At 44.4% G+C, this 19,933-nt stretch carries 19 protein-coding genes; 10 read left to right on the top strand and 9 right to left on the bottom strand.

Going from position 1 to position 19,933, the window contains the following annotated elements; genetic code table 11:
* The first annotated feature begins 3 nt into the window (after window positions 1–3).
* The 3 genes from INQ51_RS15330 (at window position 4) to INQ51_RS15320 (ending at window position 4,912) form a co-directional block, all read left to right on the top strand.
* Entirely contained in the window at window positions 4–651 is a 648-nt protein-coding gene (locus tag INQ51_RS15330; RefSeq protein WP_233378832.1) for a response regulator transcription factor, read from the top strand.
* Between the two features lie 150 nt (window positions 652–801).
* Window positions 802–1,977, top strand: coding sequence for a saccharopine dehydrogenase family protein (locus tag INQ51_RS15325; protein WP_317207968.1), 1,176 nt, complete (start codon window positions 802–804; stop codon window positions 1,975–1,977).
* A gap of 169 nt (window positions 1,978–2,146) precedes the next feature.
* Window positions 2,147–4,912, top strand: a complete 2,766-nt coding sequence (locus tag INQ51_RS15320) for an alpha/beta hydrolase family protein (protein ID WP_233378830.1) — start codon at window positions 2,147–2,149, stop codon at window positions 4,910–4,912.
* Between the two features lie 112 nt (window positions 4,913–5,024).
* On the opposite strand, the gene INQ51_RS15315 is transcribed toward INQ51_RS15320, so the two are convergent.
* From INQ51_RS15315 to INQ51_RS15285, 7 genes are all read right to left on the bottom strand, one after another.
* Window positions 5,025–5,252: a putative signal transducing protein gene (locus INQ51_RS15315; RefSeq protein ID WP_233378829.1), complete on the bottom strand. Its 228-nt coding sequence runs from the start codon at window positions 5,250–5,252 to the stop codon at window positions 5,025–5,027.
* Window positions 5,253–5,278: 26 nt separating this feature from the next.
* On the bottom strand, window positions 5,279–5,707 hold the full coding sequence (locus INQ51_RS15310) for an SRPBCC domain-containing protein (RefSeq protein WP_233378828.1): 429 nt from the start codon (window positions 5,705–5,707) through the stop codon (window positions 5,279–5,281).
* Window positions 5,708–5,745: 38 nt separating this feature from the next.
* Window positions 5,746–6,438, bottom strand: coding sequence for a TonB-dependent receptor plug domain-containing protein (locus INQ51_RS15305; protein ID WP_233378827.1), 693 nt, complete (start codon window positions 6,436–6,438; stop codon window positions 5,746–5,748).
* A gap of 217 nt (window positions 6,439–6,655) precedes the next feature.
* Complete coding sequence (locus INQ51_RS15300) at window positions 6,656–7,600, bottom strand: glycosyltransferase family 2 protein (RefSeq protein ID WP_233378826.1); 945 nt, start codon at window positions 7,598–7,600, stop codon at window positions 6,656–6,658.
* A 69-nt stretch (window positions 7,601–7,669) separates the two neighbouring features.
* Entirely contained in the window at window positions 7,670–8,566 is an 897-nt protein-coding gene (locus INQ51_RS15295; protein WP_233378825.1) for a hypothetical protein, read from the bottom strand.
* A gap of 68 nt (window positions 8,567–8,634) precedes the next feature.
* A complete protein-coding gene (locus tag INQ51_RS15290) occupies window positions 8,635–9,843 on the bottom strand; it encodes an aminopeptidase C (RefSeq protein ID WP_233378824.1) in 1,209 nt (402 codons plus the stop codon).
* A gap of 200 nt (window positions 9,844–10,043) precedes the next feature.
* Complete coding sequence (locus INQ51_RS15285; protein ID WP_233378823.1) at window positions 10,044–10,613, bottom strand: DNA-3-methyladenine glycosylase I; 570 nt, start codon at window positions 10,611–10,613, stop codon at window positions 10,044–10,046.
* A 165-nt stretch (window positions 10,614–10,778) separates the two neighbouring features.
* On the opposite strand from INQ51_RS15285, the gene INQ51_RS15280 reads away from it, so the two are divergent.
* The 7 genes from INQ51_RS15280 (at window position 10,779) to INQ51_RS15250 (ending at window position 17,811) form a co-directional block, all read left to right on the top strand.
* On the top strand, window positions 10,779–12,755 hold the full coding sequence (locus INQ51_RS15280; RefSeq protein WP_233378822.1) for a tetratricopeptide repeat protein: 1,977 nt from the start codon (window positions 10,779–10,781) through the stop codon (window positions 12,753–12,755).
* 43 nt (window positions 12,756–12,798) lie between these two features.
* Window positions 12,799–13,368, top strand: coding sequence for a Crp/Fnr family transcriptional regulator (locus tag INQ51_RS15275; RefSeq protein ID WP_233378821.1), 570 nt, complete (start codon window positions 12,799–12,801; stop codon window positions 13,366–13,368).
* Window positions 13,369–13,481: 113 nt separating this feature from the next.
* Window positions 13,482–13,970, top strand: coding sequence for a cupin domain-containing protein (locus INQ51_RS15270; RefSeq protein WP_233378820.1), 489 nt, complete (start codon window positions 13,482–13,484; stop codon window positions 13,968–13,970).
* Window positions 13,971–14,003: 33 nt separating this feature from the next.
* The gene (locus tag INQ51_RS15265) at window positions 14,004–14,435 is read left to right on the top strand and encodes a hypothetical protein (protein WP_233378819.1); all 432 of its coding nucleotides are present in this window, start codon (window positions 14,004–14,006) and stop codon (window positions 14,433–14,435) included.
* 108 nt (window positions 14,436–14,543) lie between these two features.
* Entirely contained in the window at window positions 14,544–15,869 is a 1,326-nt protein-coding gene (locus INQ51_RS15260; RefSeq protein ID WP_233378818.1) for a T9SS type A sorting domain-containing protein, read from the top strand.
* A gap of 45 nt (window positions 15,870–15,914) precedes the next feature.
* On the top strand, window positions 15,915–16,484 hold the full coding sequence (locus INQ51_RS15255; RefSeq protein WP_233378817.1) for a pentapeptide repeat-containing protein: 570 nt from the start codon (window positions 15,915–15,917) through the stop codon (window positions 16,482–16,484).
* A gap of 55 nt (window positions 16,485–16,539) precedes the next feature.
* Window positions 16,540–17,811 (top strand): replication-associated recombination protein A, encoded by a 1,272-nt coding sequence (locus INQ51_RS15250; protein ID WP_233378816.1) that lies wholly within the window; start codon window positions 16,540–16,542, stop codon window positions 17,809–17,811.
* A 96-nt stretch (window positions 17,812–17,907) separates the two neighbouring features.
* Here INQ51_RS15250 and INQ51_RS15245 read toward each other — a convergent pair whose 3' ends face one another.
* Together INQ51_RS15245 and INQ51_RS15240 are read right to left on the bottom strand one after the other, a co-directional pair.
* Window positions 17,908–18,891, bottom strand: a complete 984-nt coding sequence (locus INQ51_RS15245) for a sugar phosphate isomerase/epimerase family protein (RefSeq protein WP_233378815.1) — start codon at window positions 18,889–18,891, stop codon at window positions 17,908–17,910.
* A 254-nt stretch (window positions 18,892–19,145) separates the two neighbouring features.
* The gene (locus tag INQ51_RS15240; RefSeq protein ID WP_233378814.1) at window positions 19,146–19,853 is read right to left on the bottom strand and encodes an OmpA family protein; all 708 of its coding nucleotides are present in this window, start codon (window positions 19,851–19,853) and stop codon (window positions 19,146–19,148) included.
* Between the last annotated feature and the right edge of the window lie 80 nt (window positions 19,854–19,933).

Here is a 19,933-nt window from a genome sequence, read left to right as displayed (position 1 = left end):
ACAATGAAAATTAAAGTTATTGTTGCCGACGACCATCAGTTATTCAGAGAAGGCCTTAAAAACCTGCTGGAAACCGATGAAACCATTGAAGTAATTGCACAATCAGAGAACGGAAATGCAGCCATTGAAATGGCGCAGCGTCTAAATCCCGATGTGCTTTTGACCGACATTGCCATGCCCGACATGAACGGCATTGAAGCCACCCGGCTTATAAAAGAAAAATTGCCCGAGATAAAGGTGATTGCCGTCTCTATGCATTCCGACAAACAATACGTAAAAGGAATGCTTGAAGCAGGAGCCGATGCTTATCTGCTTAAAAACTCAACACACCGTCAACTGATCGATGCTGTTCATTCTGTTTTTAACGGGAAGAAATTCCTTAGCGAAGACATAACCGAACTGGTAATCAATGGCTACCTTGATGCAGCCAATACCAAAGACGACAGCTACAACCAGTTATCAGACAGAGAAAAGGAGATTTTCATGCTGCTGGCCGAAGGTGTTTCAACCCGTGAAATCGGAGAAAAATTATTTATCAGCGTTAAAACTGTGGGAACCCACAAACAGAACATTCTGGACAAACTAAACCTGAAAAATAATTCCGACGTGGTAAAATATGCACTAAAAAAAGGACTGATTCACCTGGAATAAACTGACTGCAAATACAATGCTTCTCGTTTTCAGCCATGTAAACGAAAAGAAACTGTCAAGTCCCGAAATCTTTTTGTAGATTCATGCAGGCTTCTGATTCTGTTGGAGTTTATTACCTCCTGACAGGAAGATGCTACTGTTGAATTACAAATAACTGTTTCGCTGCGTTATAAACCGTATGGAAATACAATAAATGGAAACAGGATGAAAAAGATTGTTGTACTGGGGGCCGGGCTGGTAGGCAGTGTAATCGCCAAAGACCTGTCGAAAAACCATCGGGTTACGAGTGTAGATATCGATCCTTCTACTGCTCAGAAATTTCTGGATTTTCCGGAAATAAGAACCATTCAGACCGACCTGGCAGATCCCGCAAAAATCAGGGAAATTGTTCGCGAGTTTGACCTCGTTATCGGGGCCGTTCCCGGCTTTATGGGTTATCAGACCATGAAAACCGTGATAGAAGCCGGACGCGACATGGTTGACATTTCGTTTATGCCCGAAGATTTTCTGGCCCTGAACGGACTGGCACAAAAGCACAAAGTAACAGTAGTGGCCGATTGCGGCGTAGCTCCCGGAATGGGCAACATTATCCTTGGGCACCACAACCGCGAAATGCACGTTCAATCGTATGAATGTTTGGTGGGAGGACTCCCGGTGGTTCGCGAGTGGCCCTACGAATACAAAGCCGTTTTCTCTCCCATCGATGTAATCGAAGAATACACCCGACCCGCGCGCTATATTCAAAACTATGAGATGGTGACCAAAGAAGCACTTTCCGATCCGGAGCTTATTCATTTCGACGAAGTGGGAACCCTGGAATCGTGGAATTCTGACGGACTGCGTTCACTCATGTTTACCATGAAGAACATTCCGCACATGATTGAAAAAACACTTCGCTATCCGGGATGTATTGAATACCTGCGGGTGTTGCGCGCATCAGGATTTTTCTCGTACGAAGAAATTGAAGTAAACGGCACAAAAATCCGCCCCATAGATGTAACTGCCAAACTACTTTTTCCCAAATGGCAGTTAAAGGAAGGCGAAGAAGATTTTACCATCATGCGAATCACCATAAAGGGAATTGAAAACGGCGCAAGAAGAACGTACACCTACCACCTTCTGGACAAGTTTGACCGCAACAGCAAAACCATTTCAATGGCACGCACCACGGGGTACACCTGCACGGCGGTTGCCAATTTATTGCTCGACGGCGGTTTTTCGGCACACGGTGTAAGTGCCCCCGAAACCCTTGGGGCCGGGGTTGGAAACCTGGCATACATTTTAAAGTACCTCGAAGAAAGAAACGTTATTTACCGGCGCTCCTGAATCGGCTTTAAACCTTTTCAACAGAAAGGCGTCATAGTTTACTGAATTTTGAACTGACTTGAACCGTCAATTTTACCGAATAAAGCCCGGCGAATAAACTCTCAGACATATACGAATCGTTTTCTCCCTGCACCAAAGTTTTTTGATTAAAACCAAATAGTATACACTCATGAAAAAACTGCTGTTCATTTTTACCTTTTCTGTTTTGGCTGTTCTGGCATTTGCGCAAAACGAAAAGCGCCCGTTAACGTTTGATGACATCCTGAAATGGAACCGGATTACAGAAACCCACCTTTCCAACAACGGCAAATACATTGTTTACAAAGAGGAACCGTGGAAAGGAGATCCTGTACTAAAAATAACCACTCCTGCCGGCGAGGAAAAAGCGGCCATCGAGTGTGGAACCGGAGCCCAAATTACAGCCGATTCCCGGTTTTTGGTGTTTACCTTAAAAGCCCCCGAAGACAGCATCCGGGCCCTGAAATTAAAAAAGACAAAAAAAGAAGACCTCCCCAAAGACAAGCTGGTAATTTACGATCTTGACAAAGGAACGCAGGAAGTGATTGAGCAAATAAAATCGTTTAAAATACCTGCAGAATGGTCGGGTTGGATTGCCTACCAAGCCGAAAAAGCGGACACCACTTCCGGTTCAGACAAAAAAGAAAAGAAAAACGGGAAAGATGAAACATTTCCGCTAGTGATAAAAAACCTCATTAATGGAGAAGAAAAGGAATTCCCTGCAGTAAGCAGTTACGATTTTTCTGAAGAGAATAAAATACTTGCCTTTGTGTCGGAAGGCGACAGTGTTTTCGACGCTGGTGTTTATGTGTGGGAAAACGGAAACGAGCAAAAAATCCTGAATGGCAAAGGCGACTTCAAACAACTAACGCTAAGCAAAACGGCCAACAAGGTGGCATTTCTGGCCGATACTACCGGTTCGAAAGAAAAAAGCTATGCACTGTATTTGTGGTCGGGTGATGAAAGTGCAGAGATCATCGCAGCCAATGACAGCAAGGCCATTCCCGAAGGTTGGGAAATCAGTTCCAACGGCCGGCTTTCGTTTTCGGATAACAACGAACGCCTGTTTTTTGGTACTGCGCCAGTTCCCGCAGAAAAGGATACAACAAAGCTGGAGGAAGAAATTCCGATGCTGGATATCTGGCACTGGAACGAAGAAGAGCTGCAAACCGTTCAGCTGAACAACAAATCGCGCGATGAGAAAAAATCATACCTGTCAGTGGTCCATCTTTCTGACAACAAAACGGTTCAACTCGAAACCGAATTATTTTCCGGTGTCGACCTGATCAACAAAGGTAATGCAGACTATCTGCTGGCCTATTCCAACCGCCCTTACGCGGTGCAGGTAATGTGGGAAGGACAACCGAACCACCTCGATTTTTACCTGGTTGACATCCACACCGGCGAGCACAAAATGGTCAAAAAAGACTGTCGCGCGCGCCCCATGTCTTCACCCAACGGCAATTACCTGTACTGGTACAATGCCATCGACACCACATGGAATACTTATAACATAGCTACGGGGAAAGAATTCGTTGTCTCCGTTCCTCAACAAATTCAGGTGGCTGATGAACTGAACGACATCCCCAATCCGCCGTCATCGTACGGCACAGCGGGCTGGCTGCAAGACGACAAAGCACTGCTAGTTTACGACCGTTACGATTTATGGCAGGTAGATCCTGAAAATAATTCTGCTCCCTTAAACGTCACCCAAAATGGCCGGACAAATAAAACCAGCTACCGCCTGGTGAGATTTAATGCCAAACGGGGCGAGTCACTTGATCCATCGGAACCAATGCTTTTGAAAGCCTTTGATGACGCGAGTAAAGCAAACAGCTATTTTTCATTTGATTGGGAAAAACCGGAGAAGAAAAGGATCTTATTGGACGGAAACTTTAAACTCAGTACACCATCAAAAGCCAAAGATGCTGATGTGGTGGTTTTCACCAAAGAGAATTTCCGGACCTATCCCAATCTTCTGGCTACCGACTTAAACTTCAAAAAACAAGTGCAGGTTTCGGATGCAGCCCCGCAGCAAAAAAATTTTATCTGGGGAACGGCCGAGTTGGTTTCGTGGCGCTCGCTCGACGGACTCGTACTGGAAGGAACCTTGCACAAACCGGAAAATTTCGATCCCTCAAAAAAATACCCGATGATCGTAAATTTCTACGAGAAAAGTTCGGATGAATTGCTTGAATACCGCATGCCGGAAACCCATCGTTCCACCATCGACTATCATTATTACACCAGCAACGGGTACGTTGTTTTTAACCCCGATGTGCATTACAGGGAAGGTTATCCGGGCGAATCAGCCTTTAACTGTGTGATGCCCGGAATTACCCATATTCTGGAAATGGGCTTTGTGGATCCGAAACGAATCGGGGCGCAAGGGCACAGCTGGGGCGGTTACCAGGTGGCTTACCTTGCCACCCGCACCAACCTTTTTGCAGCCATTGAGTCGGGTGCGCCCGTTGTAAACATGTTTAGCGCTTACGGTGGCATCCGTTGGGGATCGGGACTGAACCGTGCTTTTCAGTACGAACATACGCAAAGCCGCATCGGAAAATCGATCTGGGAAGCGCCGCTGCGTTACCTCGAAAATTCACCGCTATTTACGCTCGACAAGATAGAAACCCCTATTTTGATCATGCACAACGATGACGACGGGGCCGTTCCGTGGTACCAGGGAATTGAGTTTTTTATCGGCCTGCGAAGACTTGGAAAACCGAGTTGGCTTTTAAACTACAACGACGCCGACCACTGGCCGTTAAAACTTCGGGATAAACATGATTTTCAGATTCGGCTGGCACAGTTTTTTGATCATTACCTGAAAGATGCTCCCATGCCTGTTTGGATGAAAGAAGGAGTCCCTGCAACTAAAAAAGGAATTGAAATGGGTTATGAACTGACCAAATAAATACGACTAACTCCTTCGCTCAAAGGGCTGTTTCAAAAGTTGGTAAAATCGGTTTTACGCAAAGAAGAATAGATCGTATTCTGCTCGAAAATCACTTTTGGAACAGCCTTTTTTATTGGATCGAGTTCAGTATTTCAAGCGCCTCTTCAAAGTTTTCTTCCATTACCCGAAGCTCAATTCCAATGTTTGACGGGCTGCCTTTGTAAATTCCATCAATGGTGCTGGTGATTTCATTTACCAGCATGTATTCGATTCCTGCTTCGTCGAGCATTTCCTTAAAAAGAATGTATTTCATATCGAAATTGCTCGTAAATATGGCGACGGTTACTGGTTTGTTCATGATTGTAGTTTTTAAGTCACTCCAATTTAGCAATTTAATTCGAGATAGGTTTTTAAGCGTCCCTGAATAAAGTACTGCCATCCGGCCACACAACTTTCGCGTTTAAACTCGGGTATTTCGCCCGGAAAATCCTCGATAAAAGTAGCAGTCAATACCAGCAAGGTTTCATTGCCATCCTTCTTTAAATCAAAGGTCACCAACGAATCGCCCGGATATTCTGCATATTTCCAGTTGTATTGAATACATTCAAAAGGAACAACCTTTGTTACCACCCACAAATGCGTGAAAGTTCGCTCGCCCGATTGCACTTCGAAACGTGATTTTGCTCCCACTTCAGCGCGAAATGAATCGATATTGTCAAAATACCACTGCTTCATTTCCTCCAAGTTGGTAAGCGCTTCCCATATTTTACAAATGGGTGCGCGAAACTTTTGCTCAACAACAACTTCTTTCACGCCGGTAATTTAGAGTTAGAAATCAATAAGGGGAAAAATTAATCATCCTTCCCCCGTTTGGTTTCGATAATGACCACTCCGTTGGCGCCCCGTGCACCATAAATGGCAGCACTTCCATCTTTGATAATGTTAATGCTTTGCACATTCGTGGGGCTTAAATTATTCAACATGCTGTTATCTACCGCTACTCCGTCCACCACTATCAAGGCGGCGCTGCTCAGGTTTATGGAACTCACCCCACGAATAATGATCTCGCCACCCGGACTTACCTGAACACCGCCAAACCGGCCACGTATCAAATCGTACATATTTGTATACTGCGAGAAATCCAGGTCTTTACTGTTTAGCTGAGCCACCGCGTTGAGCTTATCAGCATCTTTAACGTAACCGTATCCGATGGCATATTCGCGGGCACTTTCGGTAGGTTTTAGCTTTAGGTTAACCAAAACCATTTTGATTTTGTCGTCGAGTTTAACTTTTTGCGTGTTAAAACCTTTGGCTGAAACCTTTAGTTTATCACCCGGATTTACATTTACTGAAAACCTTCCAAGCGTATCGGTTTTCACCAACTCTTTCGAACCCGCCACCTGCACATCGGCACCAATCAGCGGAATGCTGTCGAAAGTAGTTACAATACCTTTAACCAAACGCTCCTGTGCATTTCCGACCAAAAAAGCGAGGACAAAAAATACGGTCAAAAAAAGTGATATTCGGGCCTTCATTGTATTCATGACATAATTATTTAGGTTAATCAATCTTGTTTATTTTATGACAAGCAAGATGGTAATTACCCTTACATAAAAATGAAACAAATCTTCCGAATAAAATTCCAACGGGATTCTGCCAGTTACACTTGTGTTTTTTTCATCCGGGTATTACTCACTGCTGATCAATGGAAAACCTTATAAATCTAATCAACTTTTTGTAAAACCGGATAGCAGCCTGGAATTATTTCTCTACGGCCGGAGACACGCTTTTAACCCGGTAGGGTTTTTTCTTTTGCGACTCAAAATAAGTACGCATCTGAACTTCCGCAATGATCCCGGTGGTGATAAACTGAATTCCGCCCAGCACCATTAAAATCCCCAGCATCAACAGAGGTTTTCCCCAAATGTCGTTCCCTAAAAGCTTCAGGATCAACAGGTAAAAATTGATCAACACGCCAATTCCGAGTGTTACGATTCCGATACCGCCAAAAAAGTGCATCGGGCGCTGCATGTATTTCTTGAAGAAAACCATCAGTACCAGGTCGCTCATTACACGGGTAGTCCGGCTGAGGTTGTATTTGGATGTTCCAAAGGTACGCGGCCGGTGATTGACATCCACCTGGGTTATACGCGTGGCGCCTTCGAGTGTAATCAACGCCGGAATATAACGGTGAAGTTCGCCGTAAATATGAATGCTTTTGATGGTTTCGCTGGTAAATATTTTCAGGGTACACCCCAGGTCTTTCATATGAATTCCGGTAGCCCGGCGAATCATGTAGTTGGCAATTTTTGAAGGTACTTTGCGCAAAAACATACCGTCTTTCCGGTTGGCACGCACACCTGCCACCATGTCCCAGCCTTCTTTCTCTATTTCGTTAAGCATCATTGGAACATCGGCCGGGTCATTTTGCAAATCGCCGTCAATCAGTGCAACGTACTCCCCTTCTGCCTGGTCGATACCAGCCTGCAAAGCAGAACTTTGCCCGTAGTTACGTTTTAACTCCACCAGCAAAAAACGTTCGTCATTTATCTTGCGGATTTCTTCCCTGGTTCCGTCGCTCGACCCGTCGTCCACAAAAATCGCTTCGAAATCGATGTCTTTCAGCGCGGCTTTAATTTCTTCGGAAAGTGGTTTTATATTTGGCTCTTCGTTATAGACACAAATAACCAAGGACAGCTTCTTCATTGTTGCAGATGTTTCAGTTAGTGATAAAAAAAAGTGATACAAACTTACATATTCCGTGAAAAACAGAACTTATTTTACCGCATTAAATTTCCAGATAAACGAAAATCGAAGGGTTTTATAAAGCCAGTCGTGCAAGCCATGCTGGTATTGCAGGCTGATAGCACTTTTTGAAAAGTCTTTCCGAAGGTCGAAATTCAGTTGCATAGGCCGGTCTCCCGTATTTTTATACCCGTGATACCCCGACCACGAAGCGCCCAAACGCCAACTGTTGTGTTCCCATTCGGTTCCCAATCCGTAAAGCAGGGCATCGTTTTGAAGCATCAGTTCGTCGTTGGTTTGCCAGCTGTAAAAACCAATCATTCCGTACGGACGAAAAAGCAGGCTTTCGCGGGTGCCGAAATCTTTGGATGAGCTCACATCAAAAAAATAGCCCGGCGCATCGGAATAGCGGGCAGCCTCCAGTTTCCCTCCCGAAGCTGTCCTCAATGCCATCCGGAACAAAGTGTTCGGAAACTTCCGGTCGCGTGTCAACTGAATCAACGTGGAAAAATAAAAATCGCCAATGGCGGTTCCTTTACCGTCTTTATCGCGCGAAAAACGTTCGTTTCTTATTTCTTCGGTGTATGCATAATGTTCCATCATTACGCCATACATTTCAACCGCGATCTTTCCCTTTGCAAAAGGGATAAAAAGCCGGCCCGAAATATCCTGGGTTGGATCGCCCGAATGAAAATGCGTGGAAGCGGTTAAGGCAAATTCACTTTCGTTGAGAAAAAAACCCTTTTTTACTTCCGGCACTGGCAAGGCATTGGGCCCCAAGTAAGCGGGTGATATAATTATCCAGTTCCGCCAGCCGGGCATACCCGTTTTCCAGCCATGAAGTTCGTTCCACCAGCCCCAGTCCTCTTCAGCAAAAGAGGAAAAGCTTAGTACCGAAAATAAAATAAAGAGGAAAAGTTTTCTCATCGTATCGATTTGAGTTCCAAAGATAAAAAAACCCTTCAGAAAACTCTGAAGGGCTGCTCCCAGTTGAACTAAAGCTCAAGTTTTTCTCTAATACTTTGGGGTATGCCATCCTTGTGTACCATAATACACATAGTTTTATACGTAACATAAGGTTTAGAGGCATAAAAATATCCGTTGTATTTGTTGTAATCACCCCACGAATTTTTCACTTTGTAAAAGGTCTCACCCTCCTGATCTTTGGCAATTCCAACAATGTGCATTCCATGATCATCGGTTGTCTGGTAGTTATCAAAAGCTGCCTGACGCATTTCCTGCGATACTTTTAATTCAGGCACCGGGCTATCGAGCTGGTATAATTCCTTTTCCTTTTCGCGTTCAGGAAGTGATTCCCAGCGGGCAATTTCGGCATCGCTCATATCCTCGTCGGGAGCAGCAGGCAATACCGCCACACCTTTGTTGCTTGTCAGAAATCCTTTCTCGCTTACATCAGCGGCCCACGCAACGGTGATTCCATTCTTCAGCGAATAATCAATAATCTCTTCCAGTTCATTCACCGGCACGTTGTACACTTCGTCCCACGACCAGTTATCCGGTACTTCCAGAATAAATTTTGAATAAAACGGATGGTGTGTATAGGAAGAAATCTCAACATAATCGTCCATGTTCAGGCCAACATATTCGCTGGCAAAACTTTGCGGAGTATATTGTTTTCCTTCGTATTCAAATTTATCAGGCGTTTTCCCCAGGTAAGTATTCAGGGTGCCCTCAACAGCTTCGCGCCACACGGTACTCAGCGTACGGTTTTTGTTGGCCACTACTGCATCCACATTTTGTTTCAGCACTTCGTCCATCTCGCCGTGTACGTGCTTTTTCTCGCCGTATTGCAAACCGTTGAAAACCGACTCCGGAACAATTCCGTATTCCCGGATCATGTTGGTAACATCGTGAAAAGCTCCTCCTGCCGAGAAGGTGTTTTCGCCGTGCAAACGAACATATTTCTGTGCTTTTTCGGAATAGGTATGCCAAACCACAAACATCTCGGACAAATCAACCACTGGTTTCCCCAGTCGAAGCATTTCTGACTCCAGTAATGAAATGGCTGAGAAAGACCAACAAGTACCCGTACGGTACTGATCTTTTACCGGTGTTACCGGCAGTGCAATCTCATCGTCAAAAACATACCCAACATTCTCTTCCTTCTTCCCCTTATCGTTCTCGGCAAATACACTTAAAACAAATACCGCCAGTAGAGTGGTTAATACAAAGCGCAATTTCATGAAACTAAACTATTTTATTCTTTTAGGTGAAATATGAAACGACTGTAAACACAACAAAGCTGTATAAACCAGTGTTCTTCAGGCGCTGCATATAAAATTAAACTATCCCTTCATGTACTGAATGGCACCAAAAATAATAAAATATTTGATTTAAGAAAGTGACTAAAAACCGCTTAGCGCTAAATTACAATCCGTCTAAATTATTGCTTTTGAACCTCTTTGTAACGAAAACAATTGGTTAGATGATCGTTCACCATTCCGGTAGCCTGCATGTGTGCATAAATTACTGTGGAGCCCACAAATTTAAAGCCTCTCTTTTTCAGATCGGCCGATATTTTATCCGAAAGTTCGGTCTTGGCCGGAAGCTCCTTTTGCGATGCGAAAGCATTCACCACCGGTTTATGATCTACAAAGCCCCAGATGTAATGATCGAAGCTTCCAAATTCTTTTTGAATTTCAAGGAAACGCTGTGCATTGTTCACGCAGGCAGCTATTTTTTGCCTGTTACGAATAATGGAAGCATCGTTGCCCAGTTCTTCCAGCTTCTTCTCGTCGTACCTGGCTACCAGTTTAGGATCGAAATGATCAAACGCCTTTCTGAAATTCTCCCGTTTGTTAAGCACAATCTGCCAGCTCAACCCCGCCTGAAACCCTTCCAGCACAAAAAATTCAAACAGTTTCCGGTCATCGTGCAAAGGCACTCCCCACTCCTCGTCGTGGTAGCGAATCATTAATTCATTCGAGGTACTCCAATCACAGCGTTTACACATTCTTCACAATTTTAGTGCGATAAGTTAAATAAAATTAAGCGAAACGAAGGGCATGCTCCTAAAATGTTATTTTTGTTTGTTCAGTTAAAACAGAAGATGAAACAAGTCTTTCCAAAAGAAGATGAGTTACATTCAAAACCATAAACGGTGGAGATTTTTAATTAGATGAAAAAACTTACGATCCTATTTTTTATGCTGACGGCCTTTGTTTTTATGGCTGAAGCACAACTCAATATCGACCATTTCATCAGGGTGGGAAGAACCCGTATTTCAATTGGAAATTATACCGGGGCTATCGAATATTTCAACATTGTGATTGAATTTAAACCCTACCTGGCTGAGGCGTATTTGTACCGCGGAATTGCCAAACATTCGCTGGAAGATTACCGGGGCGCCATTGAAGATTACAACAAAGCCATTGAAATTAAACCATACTACCCGATGGCTTACAACAACCGGGGAATGGCTTACCACAACCTGCATCGTTACGATAAAGCTATAGAAGACTATAACCGGGCGCTGGAGTTTGATCCGGATGACGAAGCCATTTACAACAACCGCGGGATTGCCAAACTGGCCTTACGCGATATAAAAGGTGCTATTGCCGACTATGACCGCTCGCTGGAGATCAACCCCAAATCGACACATGCCCTGATGGCCCGAAGCAACGCCAAAATTGTAAGCGGCGATGTGATGGGTGCCATAAAAGACCTGAACCAGGTCATCATCATCCGTCCCCACTATGCAGCAGCGTATTTAAACCGGGGGCTGGCACGTTTTGAACTGAATGATTACGCTTCGGCACTTCGCGATTACGACCAAAGCATCAAGTTTGATGCAACCAATGCCCTGGCTTTTAACAACCGCGGTATTGTAAAGCACAAGCTGGAGGATTACACCAGCGCTATTATGGACTACGATATGGCGGTTCAACTAAACCCAGAAATCGCAAGTGCCTACTTTAACCGGGCAATGGCCAAAGAAATTCTGGGCCGCCCCGGATACGAAACCGATTACCAGATTGCCGCCCAGCTGAATCCGCAGTATGATTTCAGCAACCGGAAGATCAATGCAGAGCAACTGGCTCAGCAACAACAGCAAAAAGGCAATCAGCAGGGGAATACGCAAAAAAACAATCAGAAAGACGATCAGAAACAGCAACAGACTGCTGCTGATCAAACTGCACAAGCTAGTAATCAAAACAACCAGGCGGTGGATTATGCGGCTGCCCAAAAACAAAAAGATGCCCGCGAAGAAGAAGAAAGAGATGCCGAGCGCCGTCGTCGCCATTCGCGCATGGACCTGATTGTGGAAGAAACCCGCGAAATACCCGAAGAAAGCACGCAGACGCCGGAAGAAGAAGACATCCAACTTCAGGATAAAAACATTGTGATCGACCTGCAACCACTTTTTATTATCTCGGCCTTCGAGAAAAATGCAGTGGATTACAACCGTTTTCAGTATTACAACGTGGCGATCGACGACCTGAACGTAAAAAATAACTACAACCCGATTCTGTCGATCACCAACAAACCGGTGGATGCCTACAAAGCTATTTTCGAAAATTTCATTCTCTATTTTAACGAGAAGATTGCGGTACAAGACAATGCACACAACCACCTTAGCCGGGGAATTTTCTACAGTTTAACCGGGAAGTATTCTGCGGCCATCGAAGACCTCGACAAAGCCATTCAGGAGGATGAGAAGCTGGCTGTTTCGTATTTCTGCCGGGCCAACAGCCGTTACAAAATGCACGAGCAAATGGAACTGGTAGCCAACGGACAGGAAAACGTTTCCATTGCGCTGAACAAAACCGGCAACAAAGCTTCGGGCGACGATGTTTCGCTTGATTACCGGCAGATACTGGATGATTACGAAATCACGCTGTTCCTGAATCCCAAATTCTTTTTTGGCTACTACAACCGGGCCTACATAAAACTTCGGCTGGGCGAATACAAAAGCGCCGTGGAAGACCTGAACCAGGCCATTCGGCTGGAGCCTAAATTTGCAGAAGCTTATTTCAACCGGGGCTTAACCAAAATATACCTCGATGATGTGGAAGGCGGAGCAATCGATTTAAGCCGCGCCGGAGAACTGGGAATCGAAGGAGCTTACAATATTATCAAGCGTTACTGTAATTAAAGGTACCACCGGTACCTGGAACGCGAACAAAGAAGGCCTTTGAATGAAGAGAATCTTCTACAATATTCAAAAAATATTTCCCCTGACGGAAGATGCTTTTGATGCACTTATGAATAGTGCCCGCATCACCCATTTTCAAAAAAATGAGTTCTTTTTGACGGAAGGCGAAGTCTGCACTTCGATTGGCTTTATTGAGAGCGGCAGCATGCGGCTTTTCTACAATTCGCCCGACCGCGAAGCTTGCAACGATTTTTTCTTCGAGAATTCGGTGGTAGGTTCGTTTGCCAGCTTTCTTTCGGAAACTCCTTCGATCGTAAACATTGTTGCCATCGAAAATTGCGAGGTCATTCAATTCAGCAAACAGCATATTGAACAGCTCACTGAACAGCATCCCACGTTGAAGCAGCTTTCCGATTTTATCGTTCAGGAACACTTTATCCGAACCGAGAAACGCGAAGAGGCACTCCTGAAGTTCTCGCCCGAGTTACGTTTCAAGAACCTGCTGGAAGAGCACCCGAAAATCTTCAAACGTATTCCGCTTCATTACGTGGCCAGCTATTTAAACATCACGCCCGAAACGCTTAGCCGCTACCGCGCCCGTTTCCTGGTTTAGCGTTCTTGATTTGAATCAAGTAGATTCTGTTTTAGCCTTCGTTCCTTTGTTTTCAGAAGATTCATAAGTCTTTGAGTAATTGAACTCAATATTCAGAAAACAAAATGAAGAAAATGAAAACAGAAAAGAAGAACGAAGAATTGATCGTACTAACCGATCTTATCAAAGTATTGGTGAGCAATCGAGAAACAGGAAATGAGTATGCCATTTTTGAAGAAAATGTTCCGCCACTGGGAGGACCGCCCCCACACACCCACCCCGACGAAGAAATATTTTACATTGTGGAAGGTACATTTGAATTTATTTTGAATGATATTCAGAATCCTTTCAAAGCTTGCCAGGGCAGTGTTATTCATGTTCCGTCGAACGCCATTCACACCTTTAAAAACGTTGGACAAACACCTGGGAAGATGGTGGTTTTACTCAGCCCCGGAAATCTGCTGGATTATTTCAGAGTTATCGGAACTACCGTGGAAGAGAACACTCCCCTTCCTGACCTTCAGAAAGTACCCGATTTCAGTAAAATGGATGTATCGAAAGCATTTGAACATGCTGCCGCTCACAATGTGCATTTTGTATTGCCGGAATTAATGGAAAATTGAGTATTTTTTCTTTCACAAATTTCACCGTTTTAAATGATAGTTGTTGACCTTATCAGAAATGCTTCGGGTGAGCTCTACGGAAAAATAAGCTACGAGCCACAAAAGAACTACCTGCTCATGAAATGGATGGGCCCGTGTTCCGAAGAAGAAGTTAAAACGGCTTCGATGCGGATGTATGAGTGGCAAAAGCGGGAAGGCTCGAAAAAGAACTGTAAGTTTCATGTGCACGACACCAAGGAACTGGAAGGTGCCTGGGCCGGATTGGTGGATTGGATTACCAACTACTTTTTCCCGCTTAATTTTGAACATGGCTTGCGCTACAACATCAGCATTATTTCGCCCGATATGTTTTCCAAATTTTCATCGGTAGAACTAAAAAAGCGAAGTAACAATAAGGTCACAACTATACTCTGTGAAACCATTTCCCAGGCAGAATCGTGGATTTCCAAAAATTACGACGTTTGAGTTTTTCCCGTTTCTTTTCACTCAAGCAAAAAAATTGGTTACCAACGCAACCATCGAACTGAAAATAACATCTACCCCTTCGTTAACAGATTAATACAAAGCACAAACATGAAAACAATTAAACTTTTTTTATTAACGCTGCTGTTGTTTCAGTTTTACCAAGGTAGCGGACAACAGTTTTGGTTAACCACCAACGAATTCTGGGGGGGGCCTAAAACGGGAATCACCCTTTCAAACGATTCAGTAATTCTGGTTAGTACCCGGAATTCGGTATTGCGAAGCACCGATGAATGCTACAGCCTCGAAAAAGGATTGGACTGTTCAGAACTATTCACGGTTTACGCCTCAAACAAAGGGAGAATATTTGCCGGCGGAAAGGGAAAAATATTTTTCTCTGATGACACGGGAATAACCTGGGATTCTGTTGCGATCAACTCAATCTACCCGGTAACTCAATTAACCGAGAACAGTTACGGTGAACTATTTGCCATTACCGGGATAGAAGAAAAGGGAGACGGAATCTTTTTCTCGGGCAACAATGGCGCGTCCTGGAGCAAACGCAACAACGGGCTAAACTCTAACCCCGGCTGTACCAAGGTCGCTGTCGATAAAAACGACCGGGTTTATCTTATCACTTCTGACATAAACAGCACCGGTGCCGGCGGTCTTTTTATTTCGGAAACCAGTGGTTTGTTGTGGCAAAAAGTAACCATCAATGTTGATGATCTGGCCAGCCCAATCAAAATAGTTAAGGCAACCGGATTATCCATCCTTTCCAACGACAGTATTTACATGAGCTTTAATGGAACAGCAAGCAACTTTTGGGTCGGTCTGAATTTAAGTAAAAGTATCAACGATGTTTCCAACGCCAGTTTCTGGAAAGTAATGATAATGGGAGAACACGCTCATTGGTGGGAAGATGATCCGATCAACAACAGGTATATCTCGAAAAATGGTGATTGGTACAGCTCAATAAATGGGTACATTAATGTGGGTGGTACCTGCTTTTCGAAAGATGGCAGTAATTGGGAAATTCTGGATTATGGACTAGGTACTGATACACTAAACGTAAGAACCGAGCAGTTTTTTGTAGAAACATCCGAAGGAAGAATTTTTATGATCCAAAAATATGACGAAAGGATCTATACAACAGACAAAAGCCTCGTTACAGGAATTCCGGGTCCGGTTGAAAACAAATCAGAAGTTTCTGTTTTCCCCAATCCGGTTCTGAGAGGCGAACAGCTGACAATCAAGTTAGACGGCTACAGGGGAGTTCCTGAGATTTCGATTTATGACATTACAGGGAGAAAAATGTATTCCGGGCAAGTTCTTACATCAGAAAACCGAATTGTTGCACCGGCCAAATCAGGAATTTATTTTGTACAGGTAAAATCAGCGCAAAGTGAGCAAACCATAAAAGTACTTGTTCAATAGCTTTCTCGTGTTTTCGGTTAATTTTGCATGAATAATTGCGAAACAATGGGAAAGTTTACCGAAGGAAAGACCTTTAAAAATGAGATTTTCAGTGATTTGGAAGTCCAAGGAGCTGAATTTGAGGGTTGTCATTTTATCAATTGTAACTTAGCCGAAGTCAACCTCATGAGCAGTATGTTCATGGATTGCACTTTTGAAAACTGCGATCTCGGAATGGCTGTGATCCGGAACACTGCTTTTCAGAACGTAGCATTCAATAACTGCAAGCTGATCGGACTGGCATTCGACGAGTGTAATCCTTTCCTGCTCGCCATGAAATTCGAAAACTGTAACCTCAGCTTTTCTACCTTTTATAAGCAAAAACTAAAAAAGACAACGTTTACGGGCTGCAAACTCGAAGAAGTCGATTTCTCGGAAACAGATCTCACGGAAGCCATCTTTGCTGATTGCGACCTGATCGGTACTATTTTTGATAATACCAACCTGGAACGTGCCGATTTATCGACCGCTTATCAGTTTTCCATCGATCCGGAGAAAAATGAAATCTACAATGCCCGTTTCTCGCATCAAAACGTGATCGGGCTTTTACAGAAGTACGACATCATCGTCGAATAAATTGCTTATTTTTGTGCCTCAACAAAGTCTTCCGACTGTATAAAATTCCGGAACAATGAGCAATCAACCACTTGCAGAACGCCTTCGGCCACGTACGCTCGACGATTACATCGGGCAGGAGCATTTAGTGGGGCAAGGTGCGGTTTTGCGAAAAATGATTGAATCCGGGAACATTACCTCCTTAATTTTGTGGGGACCTCCCGGGGTTGGAAAAACAACACTGGCGCGCATTATTGCCAATACACTCGACCGTCCGTTTTTTACACTAAGTGCCATCAACTCGGGCGTGAAAGACATTCGGGATGTGATTGAAAAAGCCAAGAAACAACAATTCTTCAGCCGTCCCAATCCCATTCTTTTTATCGACGAGATCCACCGTTTTAGTAAGTCACAACAAGATTCGCTGTTGGGTGCCGTAGAAGATGGCACGATTACCCTGGTGGGAGCCACCACTGAAAACCCATCGTTCGAGGTGATCTCTCCCCTGCTCTCGCGTTGCCAAGTGTATGTTTTGAACCATCTCGATAAGGAAGCGCTTCTGAACATTATCGCGCAGGCGATAAAAAAAGACAGTGTTCTGAAAGATAAAAAAATCACACTGGAAGAAGACCAGGCGATGCTGCGCTTCTCGGGTGGTGATGCCCGAAAACTGCTGAATGTTCTGGAGCTGGTAGTCATGGGAGAAGAAGGCAACGAGATTACGATCACGGATAAGAAAGTAACCGACCGTTTGCAAAAGAACCTGGCGATTTACGACAAGCAGGGCGAAATGCATTACGATATTATTTCGGCCTTTATAAAAAGCATCAGGGGAAGCGATCCCGATGCCGCGGTGTACTGGCTGGCCCGAATGCTGGAAGGTGGCGAAGATATAAAATTTATTGCCCGTCGTTTGCTGATCCTTTCAGCCGAAGATGTAGGCCTGGCAAATCCCAATGCCTTGCTGCTGGCACAAAGCACTTTTGATGCGGTACATAAAATCGGCAATCCCGAGGCACGGATCATTCTTTCGGAATGTGTGATTTACCTGGCCACTTCACCCAAAAGTAACTCAGCCTACGAAGCCATTGATGCAGCCATTTCAACAGTCAGAAGAACTGGCAATCTACCGGTGCCGCTGCACATTCGGAACGCACCAACCAAGCTGATGAAAGAAATCGGTTACGGAAAAGACTATAAATATGCGCATGCCTACGATGGTAATTTTGTGGAGCAGGATTTTCTGCCCAAAGAAGTAAAAAAGGAGCGCTTCTACCATCCGCAACAAAATGCTTCAGAGCTTAAAATTCTGGAGCGTTTGAAAAGATGGTGGGGGAAGCGGTTTTAGTAATCAGTGTTCAGTTGTAGTTGGCAGATAAAAAATCAGGGATGCAAAATTGCATCCCTGATTTTTTACTCGCAGCTTGTAGCTCGCGACTCGTAGCTACGAAAGTATATTCTTACAATACTCCACACACTTCACAATTTCAGTCTGCGCATCGGAGCCCTCCGGAATATCGTATTCCAATTCAACATCGGCATAAATCGGCCATTTATTCTTTTTAATCAATCCCAGAATATCAGCCAACGGAGTATCGCCTTCTCCCCACGAACGATTGGTATTCGCAGGATCAGCATTTTTACCTGTTTTATCTTTTATGTGAATGCTGTAAATACGGTCGTGCAATTTTTCGATAAGCTCGTTGGGATGCAGTCCGGTTGATCCGAAATAATGGCCCACATCCAGGTTCAGCTTATTGGCCGGAGAATGTGCCAGGAAATCTTCAAAGTTAAAACCAGGTTCTCCCGGCTGAGAATGGTTGTGGTATGCAGCTACCATACCGTGTTTTTCCGCAAATTTTCCCAGCCTTCTGCAAGCTTTGTCGCCAATTTCATTGGTTACAGCACCCGCCCCTAAAACCTTCGCAGCTTTAAATGCATAATCCGTTTCTTCATCGCTCCAGTTGGCCGGCGCGAATTTTACCGTATGAATATGAATACCCGCCTCGTCGAACATTTTCTTTAACTCTTTGTATTTCCCAAAATCGCAGGATACACGCCACTCTTTTTGCTTTTGAGCAGCAGCCTGACTGGCTTCTTGGTAGGCGTTCTTTTCTTCTTCTGTTAGTTCAGCACCTCTTGGCGGACGTGGTGCACTTGGCGGCATACCGGCAAATTCCTCTGCCACCGGCCCCATTAGCTCCAGCGAGGTGATATTGCCTTGTTTGCAATAGTTGATAATGTCCTGCGCAGTGCTTGCCATGCTTCGCCAACTGTAGGTGATAACACCTATGTGCACACCTCCAAAAGTCGAACCTGAATCGGCTGGACTACAGGCGGCAAAAGGAGCAAACGCCAGAGCAGCGGTTCCCGCAGCAGTTGTGCGAATAAAATTTCTTCGTGTAAGAGAATGATTTCTTTGAGTCATACTATTCGGTTTATTTGATATAAGCAAATTTAAATTTAACAGAATAAATTAGATTATCCTCTTTGGCCCTTGCAGATTGCATGATCATTTTGGATAATGCACAACTCCGTCAAAGTGAGATCCTTTCCAGCCGGAACTTTTGGGTTACTGTAACTGAATGCTCCATAAAGGAAAACGAAGTGGGTAAACCGCTTGTGGAAAGCAAAAAAATCCCGGGCAAATACCCGGGATTTCCTTTATCCGTTTTGTATCTATTACTTCAAAGTACCTTGTTCAGCTTCCTGAATCATTTGTTCGTTGGCCGTAATGTAAACTTCCACACGGCGGTTTAGAGCCCTTCCTGCGGCAGTTGAATTGTCAGCAACCGGTTCGTCGTATGCTTTTCCTTCTGTTGTCAAACGACCTCCGCTCACACCTTTATCGATAAGGTATTTGGCCACTGACTCGGCACGTTCGTTCGATAGTTTTTCATTGATCGCACGTGAACCGGTATTGTCGGTATGCCCGTAAATGGTAACATCGGTAGCGGGGTTCGACTGCAGAGAAGCAGCAAACTTGGTCAATGACTGTTTTGAGGCTTCATTCAACAAGCTTTTACCGGTGGCAAACAAGATTCCGCTATCAAACGTAACCTTAATCGCCTGCAGGTTATTTACGTCGGTAACAGTTTCTACCTGCGCGCCTTCAATCGCTTCAAGTTCTGCCTGCTGCTTGTCCATTTTCTTCCCGATAAGTACACCGGCACCCGTTCCAACGGCTCCACCTACGGCTGCGCCAATAGCAGCTCCTTTTCCTTTACCGGCAATGGCACCAATGGCAGCACCCAAGGCAGCACCACCGGTTCCGCCAATTACACCGCCTTTGGTAGTGTTACTTTTTTCAGCCCATTTTGATCCCGAACACCCGGAGAAAATCAAAACACCACATAACATAAAAATCGCCAAATAATTCATTGTTTTCATATGCATTCAAATTTTGAGGTATGTAATATAATTTGTGAAGATAAGCTAAACCCGTTTTATTGATTTGCTTCTTCGAGTTA

The sequence above is a fragment of the Maribellus sp. CM-23 genome (genome assembly GCF_021354595.1).
Taxonomy (GTDB): domain Bacteria; phylum Bacteroidota; class Bacteroidia; order Bacteroidales; family Prolixibacteraceae; genus Draconibacterium.
This window is presented reverse-complemented; position numbering and strand designations above follow the sequence as displayed.